The 12,540-nt window shown below is 37.9% G+C and carries 11 protein-coding genes; 4 read left to right on the forward strand and 7 right to left on the reverse strand.

Annotated features, from left to right (window positions below; all coding sequences use genetic code 11):
• Positions 1–145 precede the first annotated feature (145 nt).
• Complete coding sequence (gene yghU, locus CPS_RS14800; protein ID WP_011044075.1) at positions 146–1,042, forward strand: glutathione-dependent disulfide-bond oxidoreductase; 897 nt, start codon at positions 146–148, stop codon at positions 1,040–1,042.
• 176 nt (positions 1,043–1,218) lie between these two features.
• Here yghU and CPS_RS14805 read toward each other — a convergent pair whose 3' ends face one another.
• The 6 genes from CPS_RS14805 to CPS_RS14830 all read right to left on the reverse strand — a co-directional run bounded on the left by CPS_RS14805 (position 1,219) and on the right by CPS_RS14830 (position 8,516).
• A complete protein-coding gene (locus tag CPS_RS14805; RefSeq protein ID WP_011044076.1) occupies positions 1,219–2,454 on the reverse strand; it encodes an alginate export family protein in 1,236 nt (411 codons plus the stop codon).
• 38 nt (positions 2,455–2,492) lie between these two features.
• Positions 2,493–3,308 (reverse strand): ABC transporter ATP-binding protein, encoded by an 816-nt coding sequence (locus CPS_RS14810; RefSeq protein WP_420794796.1) that lies wholly within the window; start codon positions 3,306–3,308, stop codon positions 2,493–2,495.
• Positions 3,309–3,380: 72 nt separating this feature from the next.
• Positions 3,381–4,328: an ABC transporter permease gene (locus CPS_RS14815; protein ID WP_011044078.1), complete on the reverse strand. Its 948-nt coding sequence runs from the start codon at positions 4,326–4,328 to the stop codon at positions 3,381–3,383.
• Between the two features lie 158 nt (positions 4,329–4,486).
• Positions 4,487–5,872, reverse strand: coding sequence for a CmpA/NrtA family ABC transporter substrate-binding protein (locus CPS_RS14820; protein WP_011044079.1), 1,386 nt, complete (start codon positions 5,870–5,872; stop codon positions 4,487–4,489).
• Between the two features lie 657 nt (positions 5,873–6,529).
• Complete coding sequence (locus CPS_RS14825) at positions 6,530–7,189, reverse strand: ANTAR domain-containing response regulator (RefSeq protein WP_049757894.1); 660 nt, start codon at positions 7,187–7,189, stop codon at positions 6,530–6,532.
• Between the two features lie 514 nt (positions 7,190–7,703).
• Complete coding sequence (locus tag CPS_RS14830) at positions 7,704–8,516, reverse strand: enoyl-CoA hydratase/isomerase family protein (RefSeq protein ID WP_011044082.1); 813 nt, start codon at positions 8,514–8,516, stop codon at positions 7,704–7,706.
• Between the two features lie 144 nt (positions 8,517–8,660).
• Here CPS_RS14830 and CPS_RS14835 point away from each other — a divergent pair, with 144 nt between their 5' ends.
• The 3 genes from CPS_RS14835 to CPS_RS14845 all read left to right on the forward strand — a co-directional run bounded on the left by CPS_RS14835 (position 8,661) and on the right by CPS_RS14845 (position 11,981).
• Positions 8,661–9,611: a LysR family transcriptional regulator gene (locus tag CPS_RS14835; protein WP_011044083.1), complete on the forward strand. Its 951-nt coding sequence runs from the start codon at positions 8,661–8,663 to the stop codon at positions 9,609–9,611.
• 388 nt (positions 9,612–9,999) lie between these two features.
• The gene (locus tag CPS_RS14840) at positions 10,000–11,244 is read left to right on the forward strand and encodes an IS110-like element ISCps4 family transposase (protein WP_011042246.1); all 1,245 of its coding nucleotides are present in this window, start codon (positions 10,000–10,002) and stop codon (positions 11,242–11,244) included.
• Between the two features lie 134 nt (positions 11,245–11,378).
• Positions 11,379–11,981 carry an AAA family ATPase gene (locus CPS_RS14845; protein WP_041737897.1) on the forward strand — a complete coding sequence of 201 codons (603 nt, stop codon included), beginning with the start codon at positions 11,379–11,381 and terminating at the stop codon, positions 11,979–11,981.
• 20 nt (positions 11,982–12,001) lie between these two features.
• On the opposite strand, the gene CPS_RS14850 is transcribed toward CPS_RS14845, so the two are convergent.
• Entirely contained in the window at positions 12,002–12,181 is a 180-nt protein-coding gene (locus CPS_RS14850; protein WP_011044085.1) for an AI-2E family transporter, read from the reverse strand.
• Positions 12,182–12,540: the final 359 nt, after the last annotated feature.

Here is a 12,540-nt window from a genome sequence, read left to right on the forward strand (position 1 = left end):
ATTTCGAAGATGACGTTTAAAGCAATATCCTGAATTAACTATAAAGTCACCTTAAATCAATGCTAAGTTACCTATTAATTAAACTACTTAATTTTCAAGTTTTAATGATAATCTAAAATCACCAACCATAATTACGGAGCTGAATATGTCTGAATCTACTTATGTACCACCAAAAATATGGCAATGGAAGACAGAAACTGGTGGCCAGTTCGCCAGTATTAACCGACCTATTGCTGGCGCAACACATCAAGCAGAATTGCCCGTAGGTAAGCATCCGCTTCAGTTGTACTCGTTAGCGACACCTAATGGCGTGAAAATTACGATTCTATTGGAAGAATTATTAGCATTAGGCATAAAAGAAGCCGAATACGATGCGCATTTAATTGAAATCATGGAAGGAGATCAATTTGGCTCAGGGTTTGTCGAAGTAAATCCCAACTCTAAAATTCCCGCTTTGGTAGATACTTCTGCTGATATTAGTAGCGACAAGCGCGGCGAAAATAAACTGCCCATTTTTGAATCTGGCGCGATACTGCTGTATTTAGCAGAGAAGTTTGATGCTTTTTTACCAAAAGAGCCGTTACTTAAATCACAATGTATGTCGTGGCTATTTTGGCAAGTCGGTAGTGGCCCCTATTTAGGTGGCGGTTTTGGTCATTTCTACGCTTACGCACCCGAGAAATTTGAATACCCGATAGAGCGTTTTACCATGGAAGTGAAACGACAACTTGACGTGCTAGACCGACATTTGGCTAATAATAAATACATGTGCGGCGATCAATATACTATTGCCGATATCGCTATATGGCCTTGGTATGGGGCCTTGATGCAGAATAAAGTTTATGAGGCGGCAGAATTTCTGCAGACCCAAGAGTATAAACACTTAACACGATGGACTGAAGAAATTAGCCAACGAACAGCGGTTAAGCGTGGAATAATGGTCAACCGTACTTGGGGTGAGTTAGACGAACAATTGCATGAACGCCATGATGCCAGTGATTTCGAGCTTAAAACTCAAGACAAATTGGTCATTCCAGAATAATCTAATACAGAATAAAGGCTGCGCGGGGGAGTTATCTCTTGCCTGCTTTTATGCAAGTAGACAAGAGAGTGATTAATACACGTCACACTTTCAAGTTATGATTAAATCAAAAATTCTTTTAGCTATATCCCCGTTACTACCCCAGAGTTCAGCTTAAAATAGTAACGGGTATCTCATTAAAACTTAGCGTTTAGCCATACCCATATTTTATCTGTATCAACCTTGCCTGCTGTTGTATCACCAGCAGAATAAGCGGCTAATTTAATACCAGCTGTATAATTTTTAGTAAAACTCTTTGAATAGACAGCATTGATTTCAGAGCCTAAATCATCAACGGTTGCAGAAGCTTCATCGGCATCAAATTTATGATAGATAACGGCCCATTTTCCGCCTGCAACTTTACCGCCAACACTAGCATATAAATCCGTTAGACCTTCTTTTGGCGTATTTAAGAATTGATCTGACCAACCATTAAACTTATGTAATGTCGCTAAAGGCGTCGAAAAACCATAATTACCATCATCTGAGCCAAGTAATTCGTAACCAACTTTCATCCCAATTCCTGAAAATGAGCTACTTAGCTCAGCTAAGAGGTAATCTGCTGAATAGGACATGACCGCATTGTCAGCGTCTTGTTGTGCATATTCTAACTGATAAGATATTTTCTGTTCACCAATTGACGTGCCACCATTAAAGCGAAGACCGAAAGTATCTAAGCCATTGTCGGTATCATTATCAACTTCTAATAAATATCCGTAAGCGGTAATTTTACCTAATGTGGTTTGATAAGCAGCATTAAACAGATGATCGTTAGAATCTATATCTTTAGCTTCTGCAAAAATTCTATTACGTTTGGTAATATAACCATAATCTAACGTTAAATCTTTAATGGGTTGATAAGCTAAAGTTACCCCATCAAAGGTTTGCCTATCTTGGCGCCAGCCAACATGACCGACAAATCTATGGTTATCCATAGTAATCAACTGACGACCCACTTTGACGGCCAGTGATTTTTGTTTGTATTGCAGCAAAAATTGGTCAAGCTCTGTTGTTTCAGGATCCGCTATCACTGAATAATCGGTATTTTTACCTAAAGTATTATTGTAATCATCAATACCAAGCACGGTGCGAGAATCTTCAAATTCAATTAAAGAAGAAAAACCTGCGACATTGCCCGTTGCGTAAGTTAAGCGCGTACGTAACGTAAGGGCATCAGCATCTTTTAGCGCGTTGTCTTGATCTACGGTTTCATAACGTAGATTTATATTAATAGCAGATTTACCATTACTGATAGCTTCCGCTATTGAACTTGAGTTAGCTGAATTTGACGTAGCTTCTTTGGCAAAAGCCATAGATGAACAACTACCTGCTAAGGCTATAGATAGACATAAAGCGATTTTATTCAATGTCATGTGTTAATTTTCCTTTCATATTTTATTTTAAGTTTGTTTTATTTTTCGTTAGCACGTTTTCTTGGGATTACCTTTGGCGCCACAGTTTTACTGCTTATGTTTTCTACCTTTCTTTGTTTCTCATAGAGGAAGGTTAATACTTCAGAGCGAAGTCGGTTATATTCAATATCTTTGGCAAGGGATAATCGACTGCGTGGTCGCTCGAGTTTAACATCGAGAATTTCGCCCACAGTTGCTTCTGGCCCATTAGTCATCATCACGATGCGATCAGAAAGTAAGACCGCTTCATCAACATCATGGGTGATCATTATCACGGTGTTGTTCAATTCGTTTTGAATTTCCATGAGCGAGTCTTGCATATGTGCTCGGGTTAAGGCGTCAAGGGCGCCAAAGGGCTCATCCATTAATAAAACTTCCGGTTGCATCGCCAAGGCACGTGCAATACCAACCCGCTGTTTCATACCACCCGATATTTCATCTGGCCGTTTATGCATAGCGTGGTCCATATGTACAAGTTTTAAGTTGTATTCAATCCACTCTTTCATCTCTCCCTTTGACATAGTCTTTTTGAAAACTTGTCTTACCGCTAACTCAACATTTTGATAGGACGTTAACCAAGGCAATAATGAGTGGTTTTGAAACACCACCGCGCGCTCAGGACCCGGTTCATTCACTTCTTTATTTTGCAGTAACACACCACCTTTTGTGGCTTGATAAAGACCGGCGACTATATTAAGCACCGTTGATTTACCACAGCCAGAGTGACCAATAAGCGAGATAAACTCACCTTTATCAATTTTTAGGTCAACACCTTTTAACGCGGTAAAGCCGCCAGTATCTGTCGGGAAAACCATGTCTATTTGGCTGATATTTAAAAAGGCTGGTGGCGTGTTTTTTTCTAAAGCTGATGAATTCATAATTTTTCCTTAAACGCTTGCGCTTGATTTGTCCCAAGAGACTTTTCGTTGCAGTTCCAACATGGCTCGGTCTAATAAAAAGCCGATGAAACCAATCACAATAACTGCTGCCATAATACGAGCCAAAGAATCTGAACTACCATTTTGGAACTCATCCCAAACAAACTTACCTAAACCGGGATTTTGCGCCAGCATTTCTGCAGCTATCAGTACCATCCAAGCGACACCAAATGACAAACGCATCCCCGTGAAAATCATTGGGATTGACGCAGGTATTACAATTTTTTTAATATGCGTTAATGTGGGTAAGCGCAGAACTTTACTCACATTAAGTAAGTCACTGTCTATTGAAGAAACACCAATCGAGGTATTGATCACCATAGGCCATAAGCTACACAGGCTAACGGTAATTAATGATGTTAAGAATGACTTTGATACCATAGGATCATCAGAGACATAAAGCGCACTGACAACCATAGTCACTAAAGGTAACCAAGCAAGCGGTGATACCGGCTTAAATATTTGCACAATTGGGTTTATTGCTGAATTTAAACGTTTATTTAACCCCATCCAAATACCTAACGGGATGGCTATAATTGCGGCGACTAAAAAGCCGCAAGTTACCGTGAATAAACTGGTAAGGATTTGATCAAAAAATGTTTCCTTACCTGTGTATGCTCTTATTTTACCGACATAATTAGGGTTCTTTTCTTGTTTTGCTACATTGCGCTTTTCTTGTCGCTGATAAAAAGCCTCAGCTTTTTCTCGTTCTGCTACATGTTCGCCATACAAAGAAGAAAATTGTTTAACAACCGCATTGGGGCCAGGAAACGTACCTAAAGAGGTATGAATACTTTGTGCTGATATTGACCATAAAAATAGAAATACTGTTATGCCAATAACAGGCAGTAACATCGCATTAGTGATTTTACTTAAAATACTTTTAGAAACTTTCATCACCTGCTCGGTAATAGTTAACTGACTTAAATTTACTGTTGTTAAACTCATTCGTGACTCCTTATCTATCATTAGCTTTTAGCAAATTCTTAACGATTTTCCTTTAAAAACAAGTCATTAAAGGCTTACCTTTAAAACTTATCTTTAAAGAAATTCGCTTAAAGCTTGTCACCCTTTTTAAGACCCAGTTTAAATTTTTCCAAATAAGCATTAGGTTGATTTCCGTCATAAACAATATCGTCTATAAAGTGTTGTTGTGGTGCTTTAAAACCGTTTTCTTTAGTAAAGTCTGGAAACTCATTTGCAGGAATTAACTTATCGTCAATTAATGATTGAGCCGCTTTAGCGTATATATCAGGACGATATACTTTTGCTGCTAAGTCTTTGTACCATTGATCACTTTTATCATCCGAAATCTGCCCCCAACGACGCATTTGCGTTAGGTACCAAATAGCATCAGAGTAATATGGGTAGGTTGCGTTATATCTAAAGAATACGTTGAAATCAGGCACTGCTCGTTTATCACCCTTTTCATATTCAAAAGTACCTGTCATTGAGTTAGCAATAACATCGTAATCAGCACCAACATAATTAGATTGAGACAATATTTTCACCGCTGCAGGACGGTTCGCATTACTGTTGTCGTCTAACCATTTAGCGGCTCGAATAAGCGCACGTGTTAAACGAATAGTAGTGTTCGGGTACTTTTCAGCGAAAGCGGCTGTGATACCAAAAACTTTTTCAGGGTTGTTTTTCCATATTTCATAATCAGTCACCACAGGTACACCAATACCTTTAAACACGGCTTGTTGGTTCCAAGGTTCACCGACACAGTAACCATGAATAGTACCGGCTTCCATTGTTGATGGCATTTGTGGTGGCGGAGTGACTGAAAGTAAGGCTTGTGCATCAATCTGTCCTGAGTTATCCCCTTTGTGTGGAGCATAATAACCAGGGTGTATTCCGCCGGCAGCTAACCAATAACGTAACTCGTAGTTATGTGTCGAAACAGGAAAGACCATGCCCATCTTAAAGGGCTTACCTTCTGAAGCTAACGATTCTATAACGGGCTTTAATGAATCAGCCTTAATTGGATGAACAGGTCTGCCATCCGCCATTTTAGGAATGTTTGGCTTCATTTTTTTCCAGATATCGTTTGAAACGGTAATGGCATTACCATTTAGATCCATTGAAAAAGGCGTAATTATGTGTGCTTTAGTACCGTATCCCATAGTGGCTGCAATAGGTTGACCCGCAAGCATATGCGCACCATCTAACGTGCCATCAATCACACCATTTAATAGTACTTTCCAGTTAGCTTGTGCTTCAATCGTGACATATAAACCTTCGTCTTCGAAGTAGCCGTTTTCATAAGCGATAGCAATCGGCGCCATATCAGTTAATTTAATAAAACCGAACTTCAACTCTTCCTTTTCTGGTTCGCCAACCGTTTCAGCATGAGCGATATAAGTGCCCGCACAAACGAGTGCAATGCTCAGCGACAAACTTTTTAGGCTAGAGGTTATAGGTTTTTTCCAATTCATAATGAATTCCTTGTAGGATTTATAAAAATGTTAAATAGTAAATATTAAAAACTAATAAAAAATCAAAAAAAAACGCCCACCAATAGTCAACCCGTTAAGGTTGCTTATTGATGAGCGCCATTGCTCGTATAGTGTAAGGCTTATGCCTATCATTATCCCGCAGCGCCGTTGCTGCTAGGTTTATTACACCAATCAGACTAACTCAGTGATCTTTTTAAATGGTCTAAATATCCAATAACATCGTTGCTTTCAATCTCAATAGCCAGCTATTGCTCAATCAAGCGCCTTGTTCTTAAAAATTTATCCTCATTAAAATTTGAACCCTTAATTAATCTGATTGGCATTACTTTATTTTTATCGCCGTTGATAAAAACATTTTATTCTGTGTGTTAACTCAATTTTATTCTTTTGTGTACCTAGCTTTGTACTTGTTTCTGTATTCAGTCCAATCGCTAATTCGATACTATGTTCGATACTATGTTCGATACTATGTTCGATAAAGTAAGTAATACTTATTTATCGTCTTACTTATTACAAAGCAGATAATGTGCCAATATTAAATTCATCGTTTTTACTGGGCTAAAAGCAATTTTTTCCTTTGATTAGCGACTTTAACTGCACAATAATAATGAAATGCACCATATCAGAACACACTCGCTATGCTTTAGATGTTGATAACAACTGACAAACATCAATAATATTTTTTGCCACCATCGCCAATGAACATCCTTGATCCATTGCCATTTTCCTGAGCTTACTATAAGCCTCATTTTCACTTATGTTCTTTTGTTGCATGATAAGCCCCTTCGCCCTTTCAATATACTTTCTGCCTTCTAACTGGGTTTTCGCCTGTTTAAGTTCATTACGTAAAGACTGAACAGCTTTGAAGCGTTCGTTTGCAACTGAAATAATACTTTTGAGTCGTTGAGGTAATATTTCATTAACCACATAAGCACTTACGCCAGATTTAATCGCATTTTTAATCACATTAGGAGAATCATTCTCAGCAAATATAACAATGGGCAAAGGTAATAATTGATTTATTTCAGCGAGTTCTTTCAAAATTGCTTCACTGGGTAAGTCAGTTGCTAGAATAAGAATACTGGGGTTACACAAATCAATTTGTTCAATAATATTGTCATCAAAAGAGATGTGTTTAGTAATATGATAACCAAAATCCATTAATGCATTTTTTAGCATAGAACTAACGTTTGGTTGCTCTTCAATTAAAAGTACGGTGATATCTTCTATTACTGGATCCATTGATTTTTTATGCAACAAGTTCTTTTTATTAACCTGTTTATTGTTAAGGCTCATGTTTTTGTCAACCTAGGTGTTTTTTTAGTTACAATTATGTAATCACAATTGCTTCTTTCATTAAAACCTAATACAAAATCCAAGCCAGTTATTATTATCCTTAAATTACATAAGCTTAGTAAATTGTTCGTCATGGGACTTATGGTTACTTGCACCACAAAAGCTAAAACTCAATATAACAGCGCACATCAAAGTATCATTGGTTAATGACTGAACGATTACATAACGTCAATAAAAACAAGAGCTATCTGGAGTAAACGACATTAGAAGTAGCTATGTATATCTCGCCGCCGCGATAATTGTGCTGCCTACAGCTAAGTATGTCGACAGACGAAAGGATATTCGTTTTTGGTTATTTTGATTGGGGTTTATTAGAAGTAATGGGTGTTCAAACTGATGTAGTACCTTTTATCTGCCCTGTGAGTACGCATAATCTTTGAATTTAATAATCAGTCAATAAGATGGTAGAGGCAACCTACCATTTGAGGTTGCCACACTGTTTTGTGATTCAACTCTACTTTGAGAGCTCTGCAGCAGTATCAACAAAGATGCCTTGCATGTCTTTAGCTTCGCGTTCGGTTTGGCCGCCATGTTTAAGAAATGCAGCAATGATAGTTTGTGTTTTTTCTTCTCTCGCTCGTTCTAAAAAGTATCGTAACTCAAGTTCTGTGCCGACAGCTTCATCTTTGATTGAGGCGGCAATAATTTCTTTATACATCACAATGTCGCGGATCTCCCAACCGACAATAACTGATAACAATTGTGCTAGAAATACATCAAGTTCGGCTTTAAGAACAAACTGAGTAATTATGTTTAAGGTTTCAGCTTGTTGTGCTGTAAAGTCAGCGCCAGTTAGTAATGCTTGAAGTGCTTTACCCTTTCCTAAACGGCGAGCAAACTGCACTGCGCCTTGACCGCCCGTTGGAATGTTAATATATAATTCCGGTTGAGCAAAAGCCGAATTTTCCGTGCCATATGCTAAATCACATGCCATAACAAACTCATTACCGCCACCACGAGCCACACCGTCAACTACAGCAATAGAGAGCTGCTTCATCGCTTTGATATTAGCAATCATGTGATTAAACTCTATTGATGCGGCTTGTCCACCTGAAGTGCCGTTAATAACATTAAGGTCTAAGTGGGCAATAAAAAATGCCTCATGAAACGATTTAAAAACAACAACTTTAGTTTCACGATCATCTTTTAATGACAGAATAAATGCGTTTAACTCGTTAATTAAATCAATCGTTAAAATATTTACAGGAGGGTTTTTAATTAACACAGTAGCCACGCCAGCTTCTTGGGTTATCATTAATTTTTTCATTTTAATTTTCCTCTTCAAATAGTAGTGCTGCGACAATTAATCCGTCACGTCGAGTTTACGCAGCTATAATACGATTAAGATAAGTATCTAAAAACAAGGTAAAATGAACTATACTGATTCCAAACAGGAACCAATGAGGTGAGTATGGATCTCGCTAGCCGATTGCTGCTTTTACTAGAAGTCTCAGAACTAGGTAGCTTTGTAAAAGTTTCAGAGCTTAGAAATGTCAACAGATCTGCTATTTCTAAGCAAATAGGGAAGCTTGAAAAAGAGCTTGGCGTACATTTATTAAATCGTACTACCCGCTCATTATCATTAACGGCCGCAGGCTCTGAAATGGTGAATCAAGCAAAGCAACTGAGAGACTTACTCAATAACTCAAAACGCTTAGCAGAAAACTATCACAGTGAGCCCAGAGGAGAGCTAAAAATTTCCAGCTCTACCCTGTTTGGTCGACAATATGTGCAGCAAGCTGTTTTGAAGTTTCAGGCGCAGTACCCAGATATTCGCATAGAATTGCTTTTAGAAGATCGAATAGTCGATTTAGTGGGTGAAGGTTTTGATATAGGTTTTCGAATTGGAGAACCAAAAGAGTCCAACTTAATTGCTAAACAAATAGCGCAAAATAGACTGTTAATCGTCGCCGCTCCTTCATTCATTGAAAAACACGGAAAACCAACCACAATACCCAAGCTAGAAAGCCTACCCGCAGTGGTATATTCGGCTCAGGGGTTATTGATTGATAAAATTAAATACCTTGATAACACAGGAAATGAAGCATTTATTCAGCTAAATACCGCTTATAAGGTTAATGAAGTTGAAATGCTAATCAATACTGCCGTAGCTGGAGAAATGCTCACAGTAACAACGGCACAAATGATTGAGAATGAGGTGCTAGAAGGCAAACTTATACCAATCATGACACATATCAATTTAGCTGATTACGGAACTTTTTATGCCGTATATCCGCATCGAAATTCCCCCTTAAAAACCAAATTATTTATCGAAACGCTTAAAGAAGTCGTTGGTGATAAAAGACCAATTTGGGAGACCCGAATTCCTGGATTCGACAAAATGTATAACAACAAAACTTAGCGCAATAAAAGTGTTTGTATTAAATGACCTTAGTAAGTTGTTCATGTATTTACCAAGAAACTACTTTTAGTTGCTTGGTAAATGAAAAACGTCACTTGTGCCACAAACCTGACCTAATTCACTGGTCAAAACAACCCTGTTTTATGTTAACAAAGATACGAATATAGTCCTTTCAGTCTGAATAAAACTATAATTAGGGTGTTCAGACCATGTGCCTATTTCATACGAATATTGATACGATATCATTTCGATGGTTACCGCTTTACTTTCGATGTCTTAGGTACGCCTTAGCTTAAAAACGAATACTCAGGGCTTGCCCATAAACGCTATCTATATCGCTTTCGAAAAGCTTTGGCATACATGCTGACAATAACAATTGGAGGTAGTTATGACTAAGTTTTCAGTTTATATCGGTATTGATTGGGCAAATGATAAACACGATGTATGTGTTCAAGTGGCTAATTCAAGTGCACGAAAGTTTGAAGTAATTAAGCACTCACCTAAGTCGATCAATGAATGGATAACCAGCCTTCATAAGCAATACAAAGGACAAATAGCTGTTGCTATTGAACTATCCAAAGGGCCTATCGTTTACGCACTTCAAAAATTTGATTTTATCACTATTCACCCCGTTAACACTTCAATGTTAGCTCAATACCGTAAAGCTTTTTCACCCAGCGGTGCAAAAGACGACCCAACGGACGCAGAGCTTGCTTTAGATTTAATGCTGAGATATCCCAATAAAATTAAAGCATTAAAAATGGACAGTGAATCGGTTAGGAAGTTGACGTATCTAGTCGAACAGCGTCGTAAGTTAGTTGATGATAAAAGGCGGTTCAGCAACCGATTAATCATTACACTTAAAGAATATTACCCTCACTTACTTGATTGGTTTTCACACCGAGGATCGGGGATATTTTGTGATTTCATTACACGTTGGCCCAACCTACAAAAACTTAAAAGAGCTAGGGCTGATACCTTGAAAAAGTTTTTTGGCTCATACCCTGGACGTACTGCGGCATATAGCGTTAAGCGAATTCAATCTATTAGTGAAGCAGAGCCGCTCACTCTCGATAACGCAGTTATCGAGTCGCACCAACTGCTTGCAGTTGCATTAGCTAATCAACTGCTTGTTGCTGTGAAGGTTATTAAGGTCTTTGATAGAGAAATTAGTGAGTTGTTTAATGCTTTGCCGGATGCAGAACTTTATAAATCATTACCAGGTACTGGCCCGTGTTTAGCACCTAGGCTATTAGTGGCTATTGGGGAAAACCGTAGTCGATTCAATAGCGCATCGGAAATTCAAATGTATGCAGGGATAGCACCCGTAACAGTGCGTAGTGGTCAAAAGAGCTGGATTCATTGGCGATATCAGTGTTCTAAATTTACTCGCCAATCATTTATAGAATGGGCTACTAAAAGCATAAGGCAATCTTATTGGGCGGAAATTTATTATCAGCAGCAAAGGGAAAAAGGTAATACCCACCAGGCAGCTGTGCGTTCGCTAGCATTTAAGTGGATACGGATCATATATCGTTGTTGGAAAACTAAAGAGCCATACAATGAAGCCAAGTATTTAAAAGCATTGAGCGATAGGAATTCCCCATTACTTTTTAAAGAAAAAGCTTGTTAAAGGTCTCAGGGCGTAGAGCGGACGTTCTCCACAGATGTAAATATGCATTGTTTGACTATAAATATTTACAATTAAGCTTGAAGGGGTTTTAGCCGCAAGCTACAGTGATAAAAATATCTTCACTATAAATGCCCATGAATATTGCTAATATAAAAAAACGTATCGTACTTACTGGCGGTCCTGGTGGCGGTAAAACAACAGCTCTCGACTTAATTCGTCGTGAATTTTTAGGGAAAATAGCAACCGTACCTGAAGCGGCAACAATGATATTCAGTGGTGGTATTGAACGCTCAACTAATGACCAGATACTAAAAACACAACAAATTGCAATTTTTAATTTACAAAAGCATTTAGAAGATATTCAACGTACTACTTTTCAAAACAGTATTATTTTATGCGACCGTGGCTCATTAGATGGATTAGCATACTGGCCAGAAAATGATGAAAATTTTTTCACCTCTATGAATACCAGTATTGAAGAAGAGCTTTTACGCTACGATGCAGTCATTTTCTTCGAAAGCGCAGCTAAATCAGGTGAAAGCATTAAAAGTAACAACCCTATTCGCAATGAGTCAGAAAAGGCCGCTATTGAGCTTGATAATAAATTAAAAACTATTTGGTCAAAGCATCCTAACTTTAACTTGATTCATAGTTCGGAATCGTTCATTAATAAAGTAATGTTTGGCATCAAGACTATTGAACAAGTTATGGATGATTATCAAAAAAGTGCACCATAACCAAGCGGAATGCTAATCGATTAGCATTTTTTCTGCTCTGGAAATTCGTTATTTGAAGGCCAAGCGCTTAAAACCGCTTTTACTAAAGTCGCAAGTGGAATAGCAAAAAACACTCCCCAAAATCCCCATATACCACCAAATAAAATTACTGCGACAATAATAGTGACCAGATGCAAATTTATAATAATTATTTTTATCACAGTATTTACTTGGGAAGTTATTCCTTAAATGGCTTTTGTAAGAAAGCATTACTTCTAATAAGAGCATGCAGGCTTGGACTTCCATAACTTATATTTAACTGAACATTTCAAATTAGATAAATAAAAGCAATTAATGTCCGTTCAAAGCTAAAATGAGCATTTCTAGATGAACTCACAGCTTAAACCTGCCTCACAAGTGGGCAGAAATTTTGGTTAAAATGATTGTGGGTGCACAAAAGCTTAATGTCAGCTTGTGGCTAGTTGATCTTGCCCCATAAAAATGATCACTAGCTTAATGTTAACAAAGATAGGAAAGCGGACATTAACATCAATAACTAGCGAATTTAAACGCTGTGAGA

The sequence above is a fragment of the Colwellia psychrerythraea 34H genome (assembly GCF_000012325.1).
Classification (GTDB): domain Bacteria; phylum Pseudomonadota; class Gammaproteobacteria; order Enterobacterales; family Alteromonadaceae; genus Colwellia; species Colwellia psychrerythraea_A.

What these genes read in the sequence shown, in the direction of transcription:
- yghU (WP_011044075.1), top strand. Translation starts at nt 146, where the DNA reads ATGTCTGAATCTACTTATGTACCACCAAAAATATGGCAATGGAAGACA.
- CPS_RS14805 (WP_011044076.1), bottom strand. Translation starts at nt 2,454, where the DNA reads ATGACATTGAATAAAATCGCTTTATGTCTATCTATAGCCTTAGCAGGT.
- CPS_RS14810 (WP_420794796.1), bottom strand. Translation starts at nt 3,308, where the DNA reads ATGGTTTTCCCGACAGATACTGGCGGCTTTACCGCGTTAAAAGGTGTT.
- CPS_RS14815 (WP_011044078.1), bottom strand. Translation starts at nt 4,328, where the DNA reads ATGAAAGTTTCTAAAAGTATTTTAAGTAAAATCACTAATGCGATGTTA.
- CPS_RS14820 (WP_011044079.1), bottom strand. Translation starts at nt 5,872, where the DNA reads ATGAATTGGAAAAAACCTATAACCTCTAGCCTAAAAAGTTTGTCGCTG.
- CPS_RS14825 (WP_049757894.1), bottom strand. Translation starts at nt 7,189, where the DNA reads ATGAGCCTTAACAATAAACAGGTTAATAAAAAGAACTTGTTGCATAAA.
- CPS_RS14830 (WP_011044082.1), bottom strand. Translation starts at nt 8,516, where the DNA reads ATGAAAAAATTAATGATAACCCAAGAAGCTGGCGTGGCTACTGTGTTA.
- CPS_RS14835 (WP_011044083.1), top strand. Translation starts at nt 8,661, where the DNA reads ATGGATCTCGCTAGCCGATTGCTGCTTTTACTAGAAGTCTCAGAACTA.
- CPS_RS14840 (WP_011042246.1), top strand. Translation starts at nt 10,000, where the DNA reads ATGACTAAGTTTTCAGTTTATATCGGTATTGATTGGGCAAATGATAAA.
- CPS_RS14845 (WP_041737897.1), top strand. Translation starts at nt 11,379, where the DNA reads ATGAATATTGCTAATATAAAAAAACGTATCGTACTTACTGGCGGTCCT.